The organism is Herbidospora solisilvae, assembly GCF_009901565.1.
Classification (GTDB): domain Bacteria; phylum Actinomycetota; class Actinomycetes; order Streptosporangiales; family Streptosporangiaceae; genus Herbidospora; species Herbidospora solisilvae.
On sequence record NZ_WXEW01000004.1, the window covers coordinates 59,067 to 79,185 of the forward strand.

Sequence of the window (20,119 nt, forward strand, 5' to 3'; positions counted from 1 at the left end):
GAGCCTTTTATGGGCCCCATTCCCTGTTTGTCCCGCGAACCGGTGCGTTACACCAGCCGTGCCGCGATCAGATCCCAGACGACCCGGGCGAGGTCGTCCTTGGGCCCGCGCGGGATCTCGACCGGCTCTCCCCCCGCCACCAGGACGGTCGCGGCGTTGTCGGGCGTCCCGAAGGCGAGGTTTTCGCCCACCTGGTTGACGACGAGCAGGTCACAGCCCTTCCGCGCGAGCTTGGCCTGCCCGTTGGCCAGCACGTCGTCGGTCTCGGCCGCGAACCCGACGATCACCGAGGGCGACTTCTCCCCCGCCCGCCGCCGCTCTCCGAGCTCCGCCAGGATGTCCGGGTTCTTGGTGAGATGAATGGCCTCGGGCTCGTCGCCGGTCTTCTTGATCTTCGTACGACTGGGCGCGACCGGCCGGAAGTCCGCCACGGCCGCCGCCATGACCACCGCGTCGGCGTCCGCCACGGCCTCGATCACGGCGTCCCTGAGCTGCAGGGCCGACTCGACCCGGACCACGTCCACCCCCGCCGGGTCGGGCAGCGCCACGTTGGCCGCCACGAGCGTGACCGCGGCCCCCCGCGCGGCCGCGACCCGCGCCAGCGCGTACCCCTGCAGCCCCGACGACCGGTTCCCGATGAACCGGACGGGATCGATGGCCTCCCGGGTGCCCCCGGCGGACACCACCACCCGCCGCCCCGCGAGATCAGCAGGCGCCCCCGCGAGCACCGAGCGGCAGACGTCGAAGATCGCCGCAGGGTCGGGCAGCCGCCCCTTCCCGGAGTCGGCCCCGGTCAGCCGCCCGACGGCGGGCTCGATCACGATGGCGCCACGCGCCCGCAGGGTCGCGACGTTGGCCTGGGTGGCCGGATGCTCCCACATCTCGGTGTGCATGGCGGGCGCGAACACGACCGGGCACCGCGCCGTGAGCAACGTGTTGGTCAGCAGATCGGAAGCGAGCCCATGGGCGGCCTTGGCGAGGATGTCGGCGGTCGCGGGCGCCACGACGAGAAGATCGGCACTCTGCCCGATCCGCACATGCGGGACCTCCTCCACGGAATCCCACACCTCAGCGGAAACGGGATTCCCGGAAAGCGCCGCCCACGTCGGCTCCCCCACAAACCGCAAAGCATCCCGCGTAGGCACAACACGGACAGAATGCCCCGATTCGGTAAACAACCGAAGAAGCTCACACGCCTTATAGACCGCGATCCCCGCGGAAACCCCCAACACCACCCGATTCGCCACAGAGAAACCCTACCGACCCCACCCGCACCATTCCGGCCACCCCCAGAGCATTCGGCCAACTCGGCACGCTGGCCCAGAACCCCATTCCATTCCGTTACGGCTCCGCCCACCCCGACACCCCGCACCGCCGAGGCCCCCCACCGCCCCCAACGCCAACCACCGCGCCAACACCCCGCCGCAACGAGCAAAGCAAACCGAACCGCCCCACGCTTTCCCCTATCGCGAAGCATTCGCCCGTCACCTTCGACCCGAGCACCACTCAGCCGGCCTCCCAACCCGTCGAAGCAACGCGCCACCCTCACAGGAAGGCCAGTCGGATCAACCAGTGCGAACACGCCCGACCCGCACCCGCGTGGCCGCCTGCGGCCGACACCGCGCCGCCTACTGCGGGAAGACGGCCTGGTGATCGCGGCCGGGCCGGCGTCGGCGAAACCGGCGAATCTCGGCTGAACAGGTCCCCTGCGGGGCGATCGACCAACTCAGCAAGGCGACGCGACCACTGCCGGTCCACGCCATATCGCAGCCCAGCGAAGCAACGCGATGCTCGCAGGACAACAAAGCGGCGAACCGATGGGACATGCTCGGCCAGCCACACCGCACACCAGAAGCCCGCTCATCAGGGAAAACAAGCGCGGCAACCGACGCCAACAGCGCAACCCGACATGCCCCAGACAAGCAACACCATCCCCCGCACAGGAAACCAAGCGGACGAACCGACGCCGGGACGCTCACCCGCCACACCACAGAACACCCAAGCAACACGCCCTACGGGGAACCAAGCGAGTGAACCCTTACTGCCGTGCTCGTCCCACCTTGCCGCTGACCAGCGAAGCAACACGCGCACAAACAAACCAGGGGCGACCCGTTGCTGACTCGCTCGTCCCGCCTTACCGCAGACCAGCGAAGCAACACGCGCACAAACAAACCAGGGGCGACCCGTTGCTGACGCGCTCGTCCCGCCTTACCGCAGACCAGCGAAGCAACACGCGCACAAGCAAACCAAGCGGGCGACCCGTTGCTGACGTGCTCGCCCCGCCTTACCGCAGACCAGCGAAGCAACACGCACACATACAAACCAAGCAGACGAATCAATGCCGACATGCTCCCGCCTGGCCACACGCGAAGCACACGATCCCCCGACCCGGGAAACCAAGCAGACGGACCGGCCGCTCCACCCGCCATGCAGCACACCAGCGCGGTCAACGCCGACCCGACAACACCCTCGACAACGCCCGACCCGCACGCAGAAGAGTGACCCAATCCCTCAGGCAGGAGACCAGACGTACACGACCAAACGAAAAGGCCCGGAGGTGAACGAAGTGTTCATCCCCCAGGCCACACAGAACATCCAGGGCAACCAACAAGCCCAAGTCATATGGTGCCCGCTCGGGCGCGCCCGGGTCTGGACTGAGGAGCGCAGGAGAGCGAAGCGAACCGGAGCGACGAGGGAAGACACGGGCTAAAAGCGCCCGAGCCCGCGCGTGCGGAGCACGCGCAGATTACACAGCGCCTTCGATCGGCTCCGACGTCAGCAGGCCCTCGGAGACCTCGCGCAGCGCGATCGACAGCGGCTTCTCCTGGGCGTGGGTCTCGACCAGCGGGCCGACGTACTCGAGCAGGCCCTCGCCGAGCTGGGAGTAGTAGGCGTTGATCTGACGCGCGCGCTTGGCGCCCATGATGACCAGGCTGTACTTGCTGTCGACCACGTCGAGCAGCGAGTCGATCGACGGGTTGGTGATGCCCTCGGCGTAGGCGGAGCTGGTGGTCACAGTAGGGGTCCCCTAGCTAGTCGGATCGTCGGCCATCAAATCTATCAGCCGCCGACATACCTCTTGCACCGACGTGTTGACAAGGGTCAGGTCGAATTCTTTCTCGGCCGCCATCTCGACCCGCCCGGCTTCCAGGCGGCGGGCGATCACGTCGGGCGGTTCGGTGCCGCGCCCGCGCAGGCGGCGTTCGAGCTCTTCCCACGTCGGCGGGGCGAGGAAGACGAGCAGGGCCTCGGGCATGCTGGCCCGGACCTGGCGCGCGCCCTGGAGGTCGATCTCGAGCAGGGTGGGTTCACCCTTGGCGAGGCGTTCCTCGACGGCGACGCGGGGGGTGCCGTAGCGGTTGCCGGCGAACTCGGCCCACTCCAGCAGGTCTCCGTCGGCGATGAGCCGGTCGAACTCGGCGTCGTCGGCGAAGAAGTATTCGACCCCGTGGGTCTCCCCGGGGCGGGGTTTCCGGGTGGTCACCGAGACCGACAGCCACACCTCTGGGTGTGCCCGCCGGAGCTCGGCGACGACCGTGGACTTGCCGACGCCGGACGGCCCGGACAGGACCGTCAGGCGTGTCAGAGGCATGGAGCCACCGTATCGCGCCCCGTCCCCTCCGGTTTCCTCGGCCTCGTGAGCCGTGCCGCCGTCGGACCAGGACGTCGTGGTCAACTCAATGCCCCTCTGGTGTCACGCGATCCCCGGCCATCCCGAGGGATGGCCGAAAGCGTACGCCTCAGCTTTCCGCGCCACCGAATTCGCGCTCCAGAGAAGCACGCTGGTTGGCGCCAAGTCCGCGCACGCGGCGGGATTCGGCGATACCAAGACGTTCCATCAGCTGCTTGGCGCGGACCTTGCCCACGCCAGGGAGCGACTCAAGCAGAGCCGAGACCTTCATCTTGCCGATGACGTCGTCGGTCTGCCCATCCTTGAGCACCTCGGCAAGAGACACCGCGCCATGCTTGAGGCGGTTCTTGACCTCAGCACGCTCCTTGCGGGCCTTCGCAGCCTTCTCAAGTGCTGCGGCGCGCTGCTCGGGGGTCAGGGGAGGAAGAGCCACGCCGGGTCACCTCGAATTTCTGTCGATGTACTCGGACGAGAGGGGAAATTAGCTGGTCCTTGCCCCTTCCGGCAACGTCAAGACCTGTTTCTAGCAAAGAAATCCAAATAAACTACGCGCAGTAATCACAATTTAACTGTCCGTCGACGAAAACGGCCTCATCAGGGGCGGGACAGTGATGTGCGCCTCAGTGCCGCGGCGATGGCCGCGGCGCTCGCTCCGGGGTCGGCCGAGCCGGTGATCGGGCGCCCGATCACGAGGAGGTCGGCGCCGTCGGCAAGCGCTCTCTCGGGGGTCGCGACGCGCGCCTGGTCCTGTGAGGCGGCGCCCGCCGGGCGCACCCCGGGGGTGATGAGGGTGATGCCCTCCCCCACCTCGGCCCGGACGGCCGCGACCTCCATGGGCGAGCACACGAGCGCCTGGGCCCCCGCGCCCACGGCGAGGGCGGCGAGGCGGCGTACGGCGTCCTGAGGCGGCCCCTGGAGGCCGATGGCGGCCAGGTCGGCCTCCGACAGCGAGGTGAGCACCGTGACGGCCGCGATGCGCGTCTGGGGGGCCGACTCGACGGCCGCGCGGATCATGGCCGCCCCGCCGCCCGCGTGGACGGTCAGGAAGGCGGGCTTGAGCCGGGCGACGGCCTTGGTGGCGCCGGCCACGGTGTTGGGGATGTCGTGGAGCTTCAGGTCGAGGAAGACCTGCACGCCGCTGGCCCCCCGGACGGAGGCGATCACGTCGGGCCCGTAGCGGAGATAGAGCTCCAGGCCGACCTTGACGGTCGAGACGTGGGGGGTCACCAGGCTCGCCCAGCGGGCCGCGGTCTCCAGGTCGGGCGCGTCCAGGGCGACGGCGATGGGTGCGGGCGTCACGGCAAACTCTCCTCACGGTCGGTGCGGTGGGACGGGCGGTGGGCCAGCCCCACCGCGTCGGCGAGCCGGTCGAACCCGCGCTCCTGGAGGAGTTCCTCCAGCTCTCTGAGCACGCGGTGGCCGGCGTACGGGTCGTGGAACAGGACCGTACCCACCGCGACCGCGCAGGCTCCGGCCAGGACCAGCTCAAGGGCGTCGCGGCCGCTCGTGACGCCCCCCATGCCGATGACGGGGGTGCCGGGCAGGGCGGCGTGCACCTGCCAGACGCACTTGACGGCCAGCGGCCGGATCGCGGGGCCGGACAACCCGCCGGTGCCGGCGGCCAGGGCCGGGCGCATGCGGTCGACGTCGATGGCCATGCCGACCGGGTTGTTGATCATCGAGAGGGCCTCGGCGCCGCCGTCGACGCACGCCTTGGCGATGGCCACCACGTCGGCCACGTCGGGCTGGAGCTTGGCGATCACGGGCAGGTCGTAGCGGGCGGCGGTGCGGACCGCCGAGACGACCTCGCCGGCCGCCGAGGGGTCGCGGGCGAAGACGCGGCCCCGGTCCTCGACGTTGGGGCACGACAGGTTGACCTCCAGCGCGGTCACGCCGGGGGCGTCGGTGAGCCTGCGGGCCAGCGCGGAGAACTCCGCGACGCTGCCGCCGCCGATCGACACGACGGTCCGGGCGCCGCGCTCGGCCAGCCAGGGCAGCTCGCGGGCCAGGAAGACGTCGACCCCCGGCCCCTGGAGCCCGACGGCGTTGAGAAGCCCTGAGGGCGTCTCGGCCATGCGGGGGGTGGGACGGCCCGCCCGGGGCGCCATCGTGATCGTACGGGTCGTCAGGGCCCCCAGACGGGTCACGTCGGCGAAGGGGGCCAGCTCGCGGCCGGTCCCGGCGCAGCCGGAGGCGGTCAGGATGGGGTTGGGCAGCTCGACGTGCGCCAGGTAGGTGCGCATGTCAGCGGGCACGGTCGCCTCCCGGCGCCCCGTGGGCGTCGAAGGGGATCGTGCCGACGTCGTCGAACCGCACCCGCTCGCCGCGGAAGACCGGCCCGTCGACGCACGCCCTGGTCATGCGGGTCACGCCGTCGTCGCCGATCACGGGAACGGTACAGGTCATGCAGAGCCCGATCCCGCACGCCATCAGCTCCTCGACGCTCACCTGGACGGGGATGTCGAACTCGGCGCACACGGCGGTCACGCCGCTGAGCGTGGACATCGGCCCGCACGCGTAGACGACGTCGGCGTGCGTGTCGGCGATCACTCCGGGCAGCACGTCGACCACCGACCCGCGTACGCCCAGGGAGCCGTCGCGGGTGGTGAGAGTCGCCGTCTCGGCCATGCGGCGGGCGCGCAGGGCCCCGAAGACGCGGTCGGAGGAGGCGGCCCCCAGCACGAAGTCGACCCGGCAGTTGCGCTGCTGCAGCGCGTCGGCCAGGGCGAACAGCGCGGCGGCGCCGTACTCCGAGCCGACCAGCAGGCAGGTGGCCGGGTCGCGCGGCAGCGGGAAGGGCCGCCCGAGCGGGCCGATGAGGTCGAGCGGGTCGCGGGCCCGCCGGTCGGCCAGCCAGGCGGTGCCCGCGCCGCGCACGGTGAAGACCAGCTCGACGGTGCCGCCGTAGTCGGGCTTCACGTCATGGACGGCGAAGGCCCGGCGGGTGAGGGTGGAGGTGCGCGGTCCGCCCACGGCGACGGTGACGAAGTGGCCGGGCCGGAACCGGTCGGCGATGCCCGGCGCGACGACGGTCAGCGCGTGGTAGGCGTCGACCCGGCGCATGGTCAGCACCGTCCCCGTCACCTGCACCGGGCTCCCGGCCACGTCGTACTCCCTTGTCAGCCCCTGAGGCGCTGAGCGTGCTCCTGCAGCGAGCGCACGCCCACGTCGCCGCGGACGATGTGCTGGATGCCCTGCACCGCGGCGGCCAGACCCTGGACCGTCGTGATGCAGGCGATTCCGCGCAGCACGGCGGCGGTGCGGATCTCGTAGCCGTCGAGCCGCGGCCCCGACTGGCCGGGGCTGCCGAAGGGCGTGTTCACGATGAGGTCCACCTCCCCGTCGAGGATGCGCCGCACGATCGTCGGCTCGCCGTCGGCGCCCGGACCGTCGCTCTGCTTTCGCACGATCTTGGCATGGACGCCGTTACGGCGCAGCACCTCGGCCGTACCCTCCGTCGCCAGGATCTCGAAGCCGAGCTCGGCCAGCGCCTTGACCGGGAAGATCATCGCCCGCTTGTCCTTGTTGGCGACCGACACGAACGCCCTGCCCTTGGTGGGCAGGCCGCCGTAGGCCGCCTGCTGCGACTTGGCGTAGGCCGAGCCGAACCCGGCGTCCACGCCCATGACCTCGCCGGTCGAGCGCATCTCGGGGCCGAGCACGATGTCGACGCCGCGGAACCGGTCGAACGGCAGCACCGCCTCCTTGACCGCGATCGGCGAGTCCATCGGCAGGGTGCCGCCGTCGCCGGAGGCGGGCAGCATGCCCTCCTCGCGCAGGCCGGCGATGGTGGCGCCCATCATCACCCGGGCCGCCGCCTTGGCCAGCGGCACCGCCGTGGCCTTGGAGACGAACGGGATGGTCCGGCTGGCCCTGGGGTTGGCCTCCAGGACGTACAGGACGTTGGCCGCCATGGCGTACTGGACGTTCAGCAGGCCGCGCACGCCCACGCCGCGGGCGATGGCCTCGGTGGCGGTCCGGATGCGCTTGATGTCGAAGCTCCCGAGGGTGATCGGGGGCAGCGCGCAGGCCGAGTCGCCGGAGTGGATGCCGGCCTCCTCGATGTGCTCCATGACGCCGCCGAGGTAGAGCTCCTCACCGTCGTACAGGGCGTCGACGTCGATCTCGATGGCGTCGTCGAGGAACTTGTCGATGAGCACCGGGTGGTCGGTCGCGGCCTTGCCCATGTACGTCGTGAGCGTGTCGTCGTCGTACACGATGGCCATGCCGGCGCCGCCCAGGACGTAGCTGGGCCGCACGAGCACCGGGTAGCCGATCTCCTCGGCGATGGTGCGGGCCTCGTCCACGGACAGGGCGGTGCCGTGGCGCGGGGCGGGCAGGCCGGCCTCGGCCAGCACCCGGCCGAACGCGCCGCGCTCCTCGGCGAGGTGGATGCTCTCGGGCGGCGTGCCGACGACCGGCACCCCGGCGTCCTTGAGCGCCTGGGCCAGGCCCAGCGGGGTCTGGCCGCCGAGCTGCACGATGACGCCCGCGACGGGACCGGTGGCCTGCTCGGCGTGCACGACCTCCAGCACGTCCTCCAGGGTGAGCGGCTCGAAGTAGAGCCGGTCGGAGGTGTCATAGTCGGTCGAGACGGTCTCGGGGTTGCAGTTGACCATGACGGTCTCGAACCCGGCCGCGGCCAGCTCGAACGAGGCGTGCACGCACGCGTAGTCGAACTCGATGCCCTGCCCGATGCGGTTCGGCCCGCTGCCGAGGATGATCACCTTTGGCCGGTCGCCCGACGGGACCTCGGTCTCCTCGTCGTAGGTGGAGTAGAGGTAGGGGGTCTTGGCCGCGAACTCCGCCGCGCAGGTGTCGACCGTGTTGTAGACCGGCCGCAGCCCGAGGGCGTGCCGCAGGTCGCGGACCCGGACCTCGTCGAGGCCGAGGATCTCGCCGATCTGGACGTCGGAGAAGCCGTGCTCCTTGGCCCTCTTCAGCGTGGGCCCGTCGAACTCGGTGATGCTCTCGGCGACCTCGTGGATCAGGAAGAGCTGGTCGAGGAACCACGGGTCGACCTTGGTGGCGTCGTGGAGCTCCTCGATCGTGGCCCCGGCGCGGATGGCCTGCTGGATGGTCCGCAGGCGGCCGTCGTGCGGGATCCGCATCCTGGCGATCAAGGACTCCTTGGAGGCGACGGGACCCGTCCAGGAGAACTGGGAGTCCTTCTTCTCCAGGGAGCGCAGCGCCTTCTGCAGCGCCTCGGGGAAGGAGCGGCCGATGGCCATCGCCTCGCCTACCGACTTCATGTGGGTGGTGAGGGTCTGGTCGGCCCCGGCGAACTTCTCGAACGCGAACCTCGGCACCTTGACGACCACGTAGTCGAGCGACGGCTCGAAGGAGGCCGGGGTCTCCTTGGTGATGTCGTTGGGCACCTCGTCGAGCGTGTAGCCGACGGCCAGCTTCGCGGCGATCTTGGCGATCGGGAAGCCGGTGGCCTTGGACGCCAGCGCCGACGACCGGGAGACGCGCGGGTTCATCTCGATGACGATCATGCGGCCGGTGGCGGGGTCGACGGCGAACTGGATGTTGCAGCCGCCGGTGTCGACGCCGACCTCGCGGATGACCGCGATGGCGACGTCGCGCATGTTCTGGTATTCGCGGTCGGTCAGCGTCATCGCGGGCGCGACGGTGACCGAGTCGCCGGTGTGCACGCCCATCGGGTCGATGTTCTCAATGGAGCAGACGATGACGACGTTGTCCGCCCGGTCGCGCATCACCTCCAGCTCGAACTCCTTCCAGCCGAGGATCGACTCCTCAAGGAGGACCTCGGTGGTCGGCGAGGCGTCGAGCCCGGCCCCGGCGATGCGCCGCAGGTCGGCCTCGTCGTGGGCGAACCCGGACCCGGCGCCGCCCATCGTGAACGACGGCCGGACCACCACGGGGTAGCCCAGTTTCTCGGCGCCCGCCAGGCACTCGTCCATGGTGTGGCAGATGACGCTGCGGGCCGACTCGGCGTTGAGACCGTGTTCCTCGGCGACCTTGGCGACGATCGTCTTGAACTTCTCGCGGTTCTCGCCGGCCTGGATGGCGTCGAAGTTGGCGCCGATGAGCTCGACGTCGTAGCGGGTCAGCACACCGCTCTCGTGGAGGGCGACGGCCGCGTTGAGGGCGGTCTGGCCGCCCAGGGTGGGCAGCAGCGCGTCGGGGCGCTCCTTGGCGATGATCTTCTCGATGATGTCCGGGGTGATCGGCTCGACGTACGTGGCGTCGGCGAACTCCGGATCGGTCATGATCGTGGCCGGGTTGGAGTTGACCAGGATCACCCGGAAGCCCTCGGCGCGCAGCACGCGGCAGGCCTGGGTGCCCGAGTAGTCGAACTCGCAGGCCTGCCCGATCACGATCGGCCCGGAGCCGATCACCATGATCGACTGGATATCCGTCCGCTTAGGCACCCATGACCTCACAGAACTCGTCGAACAGGTAGGCCGCGTCGTGGGGTCCGGCGGCCGCCTCGGGGTGGTACTGCACGCTGAACACCGGCCGGTCGAGCAGGCGCAGGCCCTCGACACAGTCGTCGTTCAGGTTGACGTGGCTGACTTCGGCCCGCCCGTAGGGGGTGTCGAAGGGGCCGTCGAGCGGGGCGTCGACGGCGAAGCCGTGGTTGTGGGCGCTGATCTCGACCTTGCCGGTCCGCCGGTCCTGGACGGGCTGGTTGACGCCGCGGTGGCCGTAGCGGAGCTTGTAGGTCCCGAGCCCCAGCGCGCGGCCGAGGATCTGGTTGCCGAAGCAGATGCCGAAGAACGGCTTCCCGGCGTCGAGCACGCCCCGCAGCACGGCGACGGCGTGGTCGGCGGCCCCGGGGTCGCCGGGCCCGTTGGAGAAGAACACCCCGTCGGGGTCGAGGGCGAGGATCTCCTCGGCCGTCACCGTGGCCGGGAGCACGTGCACCTCGCAGCCGCGCTCGGCCATGCGGTGGGGCGTCATGCCCTTGATGCCGAGGTCGACGGCGGCGACGGTGAACCGCTTCTCGCCGATCGCCGGGACCACGTAGGCCTCGGTCGTCGCGACCTCGGCCGCGAGGTCGGCTCCGGTCATCTCGGGGCTGCGCCGCACCTTCTCGACCAGGTCCGGTACGGGGGGCAGCGCGTCGCCCGAGAAGATGCCGGCCCGCATGGCGCCCCGCTCGCGCAGGTGGCGGGTGAGGGCGCGGGTGCCGCGCATGGCGATCCCGACCACGCCCTGCTCGCGCAGGTAGTCGTCGAGCGACCGGTTGGCGCGCCAGTTGGAGTGGACGCGGGCGGGTTCGCGGACGACGTACCCGGCGACCCAGACGCGGCCCGACTCGGGGTCTTCGTCGTTGACGCCGGTGTTGCCGATGTGCGGCGCGGTCATCGCGACGATCTGACGGTGGTAGGAGGGGTCGGTGAGGGTCTCCTGGTAACCGGTCATGCCGGTGTTGAAGACCATCTCCCCGAACGTCTCCCCGACGGCGCCGTAGGGAACGCCTTCGAAGACGCGTCCGTCCTCAAGTACCAAGATCGCGGTCATACGAGTTTCCCATCAAGAACGGTAGGGCGGCCCCGCAGGATGGTCGCGACGACGCGGCCGGGCAGGGTGAGGCCCTCATAGGGCGTGTTGCGGCTGCGGGACACCATCGCCGTCGGGTCGACCGGGGTGCGGACCGCCGGGTCGTACAGGGTGATGTTCGCGGGCGCGCCCACCTCGAGCGGCAGGCCCTGGCCCGAGAGGCGGCCGATGCGCGCGGGGCGGACCGACATGCGGTCGGCGACGCCGGCCCAGTCGAGCAGGCCGGTCTCGACCATGGCCTCCTGGACGACGCTGAGCGCCGTCTCCAGGCCGATCATGCCCATGGCCGCCGCGGCCCACTCGGTCTCCTTGTCCTCCACCGGGTGGGGCGCGTGGTCGGTCGCGACGCAGTCGATCGTGCCGTCGGCGAGGGCCTCGCGCAGGGCGGTCACGTCCTCCTGCGTGCGCAGCGGCGGGTTGACCTTGTAGATCGGGTTGTACGGCCCGACCGGCGACGCCTCGGCGCACGAGTCGGTCAGCAGCAGGTGGTGGGGGGTGACCTCGGCGGTCACGTTCCAGCCCTTGGACTTGGCCCACCGGATGATCTCGACCGAACCCGCGGTCGACACGTGGCAGACGTGCAGCCGCGACCCGACGTGGGCGGCCAGCAGGCAGTCACGCGCGATGATCGCCTCCTCGGCGACCGCCGGCCATCCGGTGAGCCCGAGCCGCCCCGAGACCTCGCCCTCGTTGAGCTGCGCGCCCTCGGTCAGGCGCGGCTCCTGGGCGTGCTGGGCCACCACCCCGTCGAAGGCCTTCACGTATTCCAGCGCCCGGCGCATCAGCACGGCGTCGCTGACGCACTTGCCGTCGTCGGAGAACACCCGCACGCGGGCCTGGGAGTCGGCCATCGCGCCGAGCTCGGCCAGGTGCTTGCCCTCCAGGCCGCTGGTCACCGCCCCGACGGGGTGGACGTCGCAGTGGCCGGCCTCCTGGCCGCGCCGCCAGACCTGCTCGACCACGCCGGCCGTGTCGGCGACGGGCGAGGTGTTGGCCATCGCGTGGACGGCGGTGAAGCCGCCCATGGCGGCGGCGCGGGTGCCGGTCTCGACGGTCTCGGCGTCTTCGCGGCCGGGCTCGCGCAGGTGGGTGTGGAGGTCGACGAGGCCCGGCAGGGCGATGAGCCCGTCGGCCTCGATGACGGTGTCGCCGCCGAGCCCGGCGCCGATCTCGGAGATCAGCCCGTTCGCGATGAGGATGTCGCGCGGCTCGCCGCCCAGGATGCGGGCGTTCCTGATCACGATCACTGGTTCTCGCCTCCGATGAGCAGGTAGAGCGCGGCCATCCGCACGGTCACCCCGTTGCCGACCTGCTCGACGATGGTCGAGCGGGGGGAGTCGGCCACCTCGGCGGAGATCTCCATGCCGCGGTTCATCGGCCCGGGGTGCATCACGATCGCGTCGTCGTGGAGCTTGGCGAAGCGGTCGCGGTCGAGGCCGTAGCGGCGGCTGTACTCGCGCGCGCTGGGGAAGTAGGCCGCGTTCATGCGTTCGAGCTGCACGCGCAGCATCATCACGACGTCGGCCTTGGGCAGGACGGCGTCGAGGTCGTAGGACACCTGGCACGGCCAGCGCTCCACCGAGACCGGCAGCAGCGTCGGCGGGGCGACCAGGGTCACCTCGGCGCCGAGGGTCGACAGCAGCAGGACGTTGGACCGGGCGACCCTGCTGTGCAGGACGTCGCCCACGATGGCGACCTTGAGGCCCTCCAGGCGGCCCAGGCGCTGCCGCATCGAGAAAGCGTCGAGGAGCGCCTGCGTGGGGTGCTCGTGGGTGCCGTCGCCGGCGTTCAGCACGCTGCCGCGCACCCAGTTGGCGAGCCGGTGGGGCGCGCCGGAGGCGCCGTGGCGGATGACCACGGCGTCGGCGCCCATCGCCTCCAGGGTCAGCGCGGTGTCCTTGAGCGACTCGCCCTTGGAGACGCTCGACCCCTTCGCCGAGAAGTTGATCACGTCGGCCGACAGTCGCTTGGCGGCGGCCTCGAACGAGATCCGGGTCCGGGTGGAGTCCTCGAAGAAGAGGTTGACGACGGTCCGGCCGCGCAGGGTCGGCAGCTTCTTGATGGAGCGCTCGGAGACGCGGGCCAGTTCCTCGGCGGTGTCGAGGATGAGCAGGGCCTCGTCGCGGGAGAGGTCTCCGGCGGAGATCAGGTGCTTCACCTGTCGGCTCCCTTCAGCAGCTCGACGGCGTCGCGGCCGTCGATCTCGGAGAGCAGGACCTTGACCTTCTCGCTCTTGGCGGTCGGCAGGTTCTTGCCGACGTAGTCGGCGCGGATGGGCAGCTCGCGGTGGCCCCGGTCGACCAGGGTGGCGAGCTGCACGGCCTTCGGGCGGCCGATGTCGCCCAGCGCGTCGAGGGCGGCCCTGACCGTACGGCCGGAGAAGAGCACGTCGTCGACCAGGACGACGGTCCGGCCGTCGATCCCCCCGGCCGGGACGTCGGTCTTCCCGAGGGGCCGGGCCGGGCCGAGGCGGAGGTCGTCGCGGTACATGGTGATGTCGATCGAGCCGACCGGGACCTTCACGCCCTCGAACTGGGCCACGCGCTCGGCCAGGCGATGGGCGAGGGTGGCACCGCGGGTGGGGATGCCGAGAAGGACGACGTCGGAGGCGCCGCGGGTCCGTTCGAGGATCTCGTGGGCTATCCGGGTGAGGGCCCGGTGGATGTCCGGCCCTTCGAGCACTGCCCTGGCGACCTGATTTTGGGCATGCGTCATCGGAAAGTTCACCGCCTTTCCCGCCTCACGGGACGGGTCTTAAAAGGGTGTCTGGCCACCGAAACCCTACCAGGCCCCCTACCACTGCCAGCGGGGACGGGTCCCATGGCAGGTAGGAGGCCGACCGGCACGGAGCGCCCGAAATCCGAAGGATGCTCGGTTCTCGCCGAGAGCACGGTTTCGCCATCTTTTCCCAATCGACTTGACCTTTGACTGTGACGGCTTTACCGTCACTGTCCGTAACCACAACTCTCGACCTTCCTGGGTAAAACCCGACGCAACGGTCACCGTTGGTACCTGCCCCCAGGTGCCGCACCCGGTGAACCGGGCATACGGGACGTGGGCACACAATCAAGTAAGAACAGACATAGAAAGCCGGGGGCCCAAACGATGCCGTCTGACTACGCCAAGTCGCTTGGCGCGCGGCTGCGCGCGATCCGAACACAGCAGGGGTTGTCGCTGCACGGGGTGGAGGAGAAGTCCCGCGGTCGCTGGAAGGCCGTCGTGGTGGGCTCCTACGAGCGTGGCGACCGTGCGGTGACCGTGCAGAAGCTCGCCGAACTGGCCGATTTCTACGGGGTGCCGGTGTCCGAGCTGCTTCCCGGGGGCACCGCGCCCTCCCCGCTGCTGCCCACGCCGAAGCTCGTGATCGACCTTGAGCGTCTTGGCCAGTTGCCGAAGGACAAGGCCGGCCCGCTTGCCCGCTACGCGCAGACGATCCAGTCGCAGCGTGGCGACTACAACGGCAAGGTGCTGAGCATCCGCCAGGAGGACCTGCGCTCCCTGGCCGTCATCTACGACCGGTCCCCGGCCGAGCTGACGGAGGAGTTCATCGCCTGGGGCGTGCTCGACGCCGAGGCCCGCCGCGCCGTCGAGTCGTTCTGACCCAGCGATCACCCCTTCCGCGTGCCGGGGTGATCGCGCTGGCCATTTCGGACAAACAACGCTAAAACTTCCTTCACGGTTTCCCCAAGTGGAGGAAGATCACATGAGGCTGTCCCGGGCCGAGCGGCGTGCTCTCGACGAGATCGCGCGGCACTTCCGCCGGAGCGACCCCCAGCTCGCCCAGGACCTCGCCGAACACGGCAACGGCGCCCCCGCGGAGCGGGAGGTCCCCATCCTCCCCGCCTTCATGACCGGCCGTCCCGCCATGGCCGTGGCCGGAATCGTGCTGATTACCGCGTTTTTGATGCCCCTTATGGCGATCAACTAGCGTTTGACCAGATTTGGTGCCGGGCAGGTCGCCGAGCATGACGTTCACCGTCGCCTCCGAGGTCGGGCGCCTGCACCACGTGCTGCTGCACGCCCCCGACCTGGCGCTGAAGCGGCTCACCCCCACCAACATGGCCGATCTGCTCTTCGACGACGTGCTCTGGGTCGCGCGGGCCGTCGAGGAGCACGAGGAGTTCCAGCGGGTCCTGCGCGAGCGCGGCGTGCGGGTCACCCTGCTGCACGACCTGCTGCGCGAGACCGCCGAGATCCCCGAGGCCCGCAAGCACATCCTCGACGGCAGCGTGGAGGAGCGGTTCTACGGCCCGATGGCGGCCGACGCGATCCGCAACACCCTCGACTCCCTGTCGGCCGCCGACCTGGCCTCCCACCTGACCGGCGGGCTGACCAGACGCGAGGCCCTCGACCTCGGCTGCGACCCCAAGTCGCTGTTCTTCCACTCCCTCGACCTCGACGACTTCGTCCTGCCACCGCTGCCCAACCACCTCTACACGCGCGACACGTCGTGCTGGATCTACGACGGCGTCTCGGTCAACGCCATGCGCAAACGGGCCCGGCGCCGCGAGACGGTCAACATGGAGGCGGTCTACCGCTTCCACCCGATGTTCGCCGAGGAGCGGTTCGGGGTCTGGTATCCCGGCACGTCCATGGCGCCCGCCACGATCGAGGGCGGCGACGTCCTGGTGCTCGGGCGGGGGGCCGTGCTGGTCGGGATGAGCGAGCGCACCCAGCCGCAGGCGATCGAGATGCTCGCCAAGAACCTGTTCGCGGCCGGTTCGGCCTCGGTGATCGTGGCCCTGCGGCTGCCGCAGGCCCGCGCATTCATGCACCTCGACACGGTGATGACCAACGTGGACGTCGGGGTGTTCACCAAGTACGCAGGGCTGGGCATGCTGCCCTCGTACACCATCGAACCCGGCGACACCGAGAAGGAGCTGAAGGTCACCGACCACGCGCCCGAGGACATGCACCGCGCCATCGCCCGCGCCATCGGCCTCGACGACATCCGGGTGCTGACCCCGACCCAGGACGTGCACGCCGCCGAACGCGAGCAGTGGGACGACGGCTGCAACGTGCTGGCCGTCGAACCCGGCGTGGTCATCGGCTACGAGCGCAACACGACCACGAACAACTTCCTGCGCGCCAGCGGCATCGAGGTCGTCACGATCAGGGGCAGCGAACTCGGCCGCGGCCGGGGCGGCCCGCGCTGCATGAGCTGCCCGCTGCTGCGCGACGGGATCTGAGCGGGCATGAACATCGTCACCGGCTTCGTCCCCGACTCGGGGGGCCAGGACGCCCTGGCGCTGGCGGGTGTCTTCGCGCGCACCCTCGGCGGCCATGTGAGGGTGGCGGTCGTGCGCCCGGCGGTGTGGGAGACGCCCGGCCCGGCGAAGGCCGACGCCGAGTGGCGGGCCTATCTGCTGTCACGGGAGTCGGCGGCCCTGAGCCTGGCCGAGAAGGCCGCGCGGGAGGCCGGCCTGGACGACGCCGAGGCGGTCTCCACCGTGCACCGCAGCGCGGGCCTGGGGCTCAACCGGCTGTCGGCGCAGGAGACCTGCGACCTGATCGTCATCGGCTCGGCCCCCCACGGCCCCGTCGGCCGGATCGCCGTCGGCAGCACCGCCGACCAGCTCCTGCACAGCAGCCACACCCCCGTGTGCCTCGCCCCGCAGGGCTACGCGGCCGATCCCCCGGCCGCCCTGGACCGCATCACGTTCGGCTACGACAAGTCCCACGCCTGCGAGGACGCCCTGCTGCTGGCGATCAGGGCGGCCGGGACGCTGCAGCTCCCCCTCCGCCTGATCACCGTGCTGCCGATTGCCCCCCAGGTGCCCGAAGACGTCCTGGAGCAGGTCCGCGCCCGCTACGAACACGCCCTGCGCGCGGCGGTCCGCAGCCCCCGTCGCACCGCCGCCCTCCCCCGGGGCGTCACCACCGAGGTGCTGGCCGCCCCGGACGCCTCCGAGGCGCTGGCCGGGACCGACTGGACCCCGGGCGAGCTGCTGGTCTGCGGGTCGAGCTCGGCCGGCCCCCTGCGCCGCGTGTTCGTCGGCGACATGTCGCTGAAGGTCCTCCGGGCCGCTCCCTGCCCGGTGGTGGTCCTCCCCCGCGCGGCGGCCGGCTAGCTCGCCTGCCGCAGGTGCGCCAGCGCCCCGCTCCAGGCGACGATCTCGTCGAGCATGGTGGTCAGCGTCGCGACCTGGTAGTCGCTGGCGTTCAGCTTGGTGAAGTCGACGAAGTCGGTGAACATCGACAGCGCCACGTTGGTCCGCACGTCGGCGAGCTTGAGCTCCCCGCCGATCAGCCGCAGGTGCTCGGCCGCCCGCGCGCCGCCCACACCCCCGTAGGAGACGACGCCGAACGCCTTGTTGTTCCATTCGGCGAACAGGTAGTCGATGGCGTTCTTCAGCACGCCCGAGGTCGAGTGGTTGTACTCGGGCGTCACCATGACGAAGCCGTCGTAGGAGGCGATCTTCGCCGCCCACGCCTTGGTGTGGTCGTTCTTGTACTGGCCCATCAGCGGGGAGATGGGCTCGTCGAAGTGCGGGAGCGGGTAGTCGAGCAGGTCGATGATCTCGAACGTGGCGTCGGTGCGCTGGGACGCGTGTTCGTACACCCATCGGGCGACCTGCTCGCCGTTGCGGCCGGGCCGGGTGCTGCCGAGGATGATGCCGATGCGGGTCATGGGGAGAGGTCCTCTCGCCGAAGGCGGCGATCATGCTCGCCACCTGCTCAGTAACTGATGAGTACTGAGTACACGGCGGTAACCGGTAACTTCAACTAAACCCGGTCACACCCAGTTGACCGACCCTGTCATTCCGGCTCGTCGTCGAGGTGGCCGGCGGCGGCGTCGAACGCGCGGCGGTTGGCGACGATCGTGTTCTGGTTGTCGGCGGCCCACTGGGCGAGGCCGATGACGGGGGCGGTGAGGGTGTGACCGAACGGCGTGACCTCGTATTCGACCCGGGGCGGTATCTCGGGGTAGATCGTGCGCTTGACGATGCCGTCGCGTTCGAGGTTGCGCAGCGTCAGGGTGAGCATCCGGCGGGAGATGCCCGGGGTGGTGTGGAGCAGTTCGGTGAAGCGCATCGACCCGGTGTCGAGCAGCCCGATCAGGATGAGGCTCCACTTGTCGCCGATCCGGTCGAGCACGGAACGGAAGACGTCGGGGTCGTGTTCGAGGCACAACTTCCCCATGGAACGCATGACACGGTCGGCCTCGACCTCATGAGACATGGCGAAAACTCCCGCGGGTCGCTTTTTCGGTTACCGAACCTTACTTGAGGTGCGAAGTGGTAACCGACCAGCTCGAACCACGGCGGCGTGCGTCCGGATGCGGCGGGGAAACGCATCCGGACGCCTGCGCTATCCCGCCATGGGCAGGGTCTCCTGGGTGGTCACGCCGAGGGTGGACTCGATGATGGTCACGAACGCCGTCGCCTCCGCGATGAGCTCCTCCGCGTCGTGGACGCTCACCAGGTGGACCAGCCCGGCCTCGGCCGCGGCGCGCTTCTTGGCGCTGACGGCGAAGTAGGCGGCCCACTGGGACAGTTCGGGCTGGACTTCGGGAAGGAGCTCCCACGCGCTGCGCAGACGGCGGCGACGGCCGTCGATCGGCTGGGGACGGGCGGCGAGGATGGCCGCGGCCGAACGGAGGGCGGCGAGGTGGGCGTGGATGTAGCGGTCGGCCGGGTTGCCCGCCTGTGCCGCGTCGGCGAGGCAGGCGCGTGCGTCGGTGAGATGCGCGAGGACGGTCCGCGACACCTTGGGCCCGCTGGCGGGCCCGGTCGGGGCGGCCCCGTGGCCGTTCTGCTGCGGTCCGGTCATGGTGGTTCGGCCTCCTAAACGAGTGGCCACCGGCGGTCTCGTCGCCGGTCAGGGTCAACAGTCGCAGACCCCACCGACATTTCCGCCGGATCGGGCGGCCGGACGAGGAGCTTCCCCTCTCCCCGTCCGGCCCGAAGCTGTGGGGCCGCGACACCCGCCCTTCCGCCGATGGCCGGCGCCCGGACCCACGTGGTGAGAGCGAGCCGCGAGTCTCGCTCCCACCTTCATCGAACATAGTTTCGACCAACATCAAAGTCAAGAAACTTCGAAAGCCCGTTCGATCAATCCGTGGCCGCGTACGGAAAAGGAAAAGGCCCCGCCGACGGGCGGGGCCTTTCGAAGAGCGGGCGTCAGCGCCGGAACTTCCCGCGCACGTGCACCGGCACGCCCTTGCCCAGGAGGCCGGGAAGGACCTCCGCCACGTGCATCGGGAGGCGCACGCAGCCGTGCGAGGCCGGGTAGAGGGGGACCGACAACGCGCCGTGGAAGGCGATGCCGCCGTTGAAGAAGATCGGGTTGTAGAGCTGGCCCAGGTAGGACTTGTGCCAGCCGTCGCGCCGCCAGGTCGTCTTGAAGTTCCCCGTCGGGGTGCGGGCGTCGCCGGTGAACTTCTGGCGGGTGCCGTTCCAGGTCGCGTACTCCACGTAGGGGATGCCGCTGCCGCTGGAGATGTGCGAGATCAGCGTGATCCGGCCCTTGACGTACAGGACCAGGATCTGGGTCGTCAGGTTGACCTCGGCGCGGGTCGGCCTGCCGTTCGGGACCAGCACCTTGGGGAGCTTGGGGTTCTCCAGGGCGCGCCAGGTCTTCGACGCGATGGTGCTGGTCGGCTTGATGCCGTTGACCTTCTGGAAGGCCCAGACGGCCGACTGCGTGGCGCCGCCGTAGCGCCCGTCGATCTTGCCGGGCAGGTAGCCCAGTTCCTTCAGGCGCGTCTGCAGGATCTTGACGACGCCGCCCTTCGCGCCGATCTTCAGCGTCTTGCCGGGTGAGACCCAGCCGGGAGCCGCCTGTACGGTCTGCTGCGCGGCCACCGGCGCCGCCATGGCCGGTGGTGATATCGCCAGCACGGCCCCCGCCGTGACCACAGCGGCGGCGACAGCCAGGTGCTGCCGAACCCCCATTGCTACCAACCCCTCCAAAAGTGCACAAGCTCGGGTCAAAGGACCATAACCCAAGGGT

The 20,119-nt window shown here is 70.2% G+C and carries 20 protein-coding genes; 4 read left to right on the forward strand and 16 right to left on the reverse strand.

What is annotated here, in order from left to right:
* Positions 1 to 47: 47 nt before the first annotated feature.
* The 12 genes from coaBC to pyrR form a co-directional block, all read right to left on the reverse strand.
* The gene (gene coaBC / locus GT755_RS13590) at positions 48 to 1,247 is read right to left on the reverse strand and encodes a bifunctional phosphopantothenoylcysteine decarboxylase/phosphopantothenate--cysteine ligase CoaBC (RefSeq protein WP_161480104.1); all 1,200 of its coding nucleotides are present in this window, start codon (positions 1,245 to 1,247) and stop codon (positions 48 to 50) included.
* A 1,499-nt stretch (positions 1,248 to 2,746) separates the two neighbouring features.
* Entirely contained in the window at positions 2,747 to 3,016 is a 270-nt protein-coding gene (gene rpoZ, locus GT755_RS13595) for a DNA-directed RNA polymerase subunit omega (RefSeq protein WP_030450373.1), read from the reverse strand.
* A gap of 12 nt (positions 3,017 to 3,028) precedes the next feature.
* The gene (gmk, locus tag GT755_RS13600) at positions 3,029 to 3,592 is read right to left on the reverse strand and encodes a guanylate kinase (protein WP_161480105.1); all 564 of its coding nucleotides are present in this window, start codon (positions 3,590 to 3,592) and stop codon (positions 3,029 to 3,031) included.
* 148 nt (positions 3,593 to 3,740) lie between these two features.
* Positions 3,741 to 4,064 (reverse strand): integration host factor, actinobacterial type, encoded by a 324-nt coding sequence (gene mihF, locus GT755_RS13605; protein ID WP_030450375.1) that lies wholly within the window; start codon positions 4,062 to 4,064, stop codon positions 3,741 to 3,743.
* Between the two features lie 161 nt (positions 4,065 to 4,225).
* Entirely contained in the window at positions 4,226 to 4,930 is a 705-nt protein-coding gene (gene pyrF / locus GT755_RS13610; RefSeq protein ID WP_161480106.1) for an orotidine-5'-phosphate decarboxylase, read from the reverse strand.
* On the reverse strand, positions 4,927 to 5,886 hold the full coding sequence (locus GT755_RS13615) for a dihydroorotate dehydrogenase (protein WP_328794336.1): 960 nt from the start codon (positions 5,884 to 5,886) through the stop codon (positions 4,927 to 4,929). The genes pyrF and GT755_RS13615 overlap by 4 nt, the downstream gene beginning before the upstream one ends.
* Positions 5,876 to 6,694, reverse strand: a complete 819-nt coding sequence (locus tag GT755_RS13620; protein ID WP_161480606.1) for a dihydroorotate dehydrogenase electron transfer subunit — start codon at positions 6,692 to 6,694, stop codon at positions 5,876 to 5,878. The genes GT755_RS13615 and GT755_RS13620 overlap by 11 nt, the downstream gene beginning before the upstream one ends.
* Before the next feature lie 56 nt (positions 6,695 to 6,750).
* Positions 6,751 to 10,029, reverse strand: coding sequence for a carbamoyl-phosphate synthase large subunit (gene carB, locus GT755_RS13625; protein ID WP_161480107.1), 3,279 nt, complete (start codon positions 10,027 to 10,029; stop codon positions 6,751 to 6,753).
* Positions 10,022 to 11,125, reverse strand: a complete 1,104-nt coding sequence (gene carA, locus GT755_RS13630; protein ID WP_161480108.1) for a glutamine-hydrolyzing carbamoyl-phosphate synthase small subunit — start codon at positions 11,123 to 11,125, stop codon at positions 10,022 to 10,024. The genes carB and carA overlap by 8 nt, the downstream gene beginning before the upstream one ends.
* On the reverse strand, positions 11,122 to 12,411 hold the full coding sequence (locus GT755_RS13635) for a dihydroorotase (protein WP_161480109.1): 1,290 nt from the start codon (positions 12,409 to 12,411) through the stop codon (positions 11,122 to 11,124). The genes carA and GT755_RS13635 overlap by 4 nt, the downstream gene beginning before the upstream one ends.
* Entirely contained in the window at positions 12,408 to 13,322 is a 915-nt protein-coding gene (locus tag GT755_RS13640; protein WP_161480110.1) for an aspartate carbamoyltransferase catalytic subunit, read from the reverse strand. Before GT755_RS13640 ends, GT755_RS13635 begins: the two co-directional genes overlap by 4 nt.
* Positions 13,319 to 13,879 carry a bifunctional pyr operon transcriptional regulator/uracil phosphoribosyltransferase PyrR gene (gene pyrR, locus GT755_RS13645; protein WP_030450383.1) on the reverse strand — a complete coding sequence of 187 codons (561 nt, stop codon included), beginning with the start codon at positions 13,877 to 13,879 and terminating at the stop codon, positions 13,319 to 13,321. Before pyrR ends, GT755_RS13640 begins: the two co-directional genes overlap by 4 nt.
* Positions 13,880 to 14,269: 390 nt before the next feature.
* Between pyrR and bldD the strand changes: the two genes are divergently transcribed.
* From bldD to GT755_RS13665, 4 genes are all read left to right on the forward strand, one after another.
* Complete coding sequence (gene bldD, locus GT755_RS13650; RefSeq protein ID WP_030450384.1) at positions 14,270 to 14,764, forward strand: transcriptional regulator BldD; 495 nt, start codon at positions 14,270 to 14,272, stop codon at positions 14,762 to 14,764.
* A 103-nt stretch (positions 14,765 to 14,867) separates the two neighbouring features.
* On the forward strand, positions 14,868 to 15,092 hold the full coding sequence (locus GT755_RS13655) for a DUF3040 domain-containing protein (RefSeq protein ID WP_161480111.1): 225 nt from the start codon (positions 14,868 to 14,870) through the stop codon (positions 15,090 to 15,092).
* 37 nt (positions 15,093 to 15,129) lie between these two features.
* Positions 15,130 to 16,353 (forward strand): arginine deiminase, encoded by a 1,224-nt coding sequence (locus GT755_RS13660; protein WP_161480112.1) that lies wholly within the window; start codon positions 15,130 to 15,132, stop codon positions 16,351 to 16,353.
* A 6-nt stretch (positions 16,354 to 16,359) separates the two neighbouring features.
* Positions 16,360 to 17,235 carry a universal stress protein gene (locus GT755_RS13665; RefSeq protein ID WP_161480113.1) on the forward strand — a complete coding sequence of 292 codons (876 nt, stop codon included), beginning with the start codon at positions 16,360 to 16,362 and terminating at the stop codon, positions 17,233 to 17,235.
* On the opposite strand, the gene GT755_RS13670 is transcribed toward GT755_RS13665, so the two are convergent.
* The 4 genes from GT755_RS13670 to GT755_RS13685 all read right to left on the reverse strand — a co-directional run bounded on the left by GT755_RS13670 (position 17,232) and on the right by GT755_RS13685 (position 20,061).
* Positions 17,232 to 17,795, reverse strand: a complete 564-nt coding sequence (locus GT755_RS13670; protein ID WP_161480114.1) for an NADPH-dependent FMN reductase — start codon at positions 17,793 to 17,795, stop codon at positions 17,232 to 17,234. The two genes, GT755_RS13665 and GT755_RS13670, sit on opposite strands and share 4 nt — an antisense overlap.
* A gap of 128 nt (positions 17,796 to 17,923) precedes the next feature.
* Positions 17,924 to 18,346 (reverse strand): winged helix-turn-helix transcriptional regulator, encoded by a 423-nt coding sequence (locus GT755_RS13675; RefSeq protein WP_235966679.1) that lies wholly within the window; start codon positions 18,344 to 18,346, stop codon positions 17,924 to 17,926.
* Between the two features lie 129 nt (positions 18,347 to 18,475).
* Positions 18,476 to 18,937, reverse strand: a complete 462-nt coding sequence (locus GT755_RS13680) for an SAV_6107 family HEPN domain-containing protein (RefSeq protein ID WP_034382613.1) — start codon at positions 18,935 to 18,937, stop codon at positions 18,476 to 18,478.
* A gap of 350 nt (positions 18,938 to 19,287) precedes the next feature.
* Positions 19,288 to 20,061: a L,D-transpeptidase family protein gene (locus GT755_RS13685; RefSeq protein WP_161480115.1), complete on the reverse strand. Its 774-nt coding sequence runs from the start codon at positions 20,059 to 20,061 to the stop codon at positions 19,288 to 19,290.
* Positions 20,062 to 20,119: the final 58 nt, after the last annotated feature.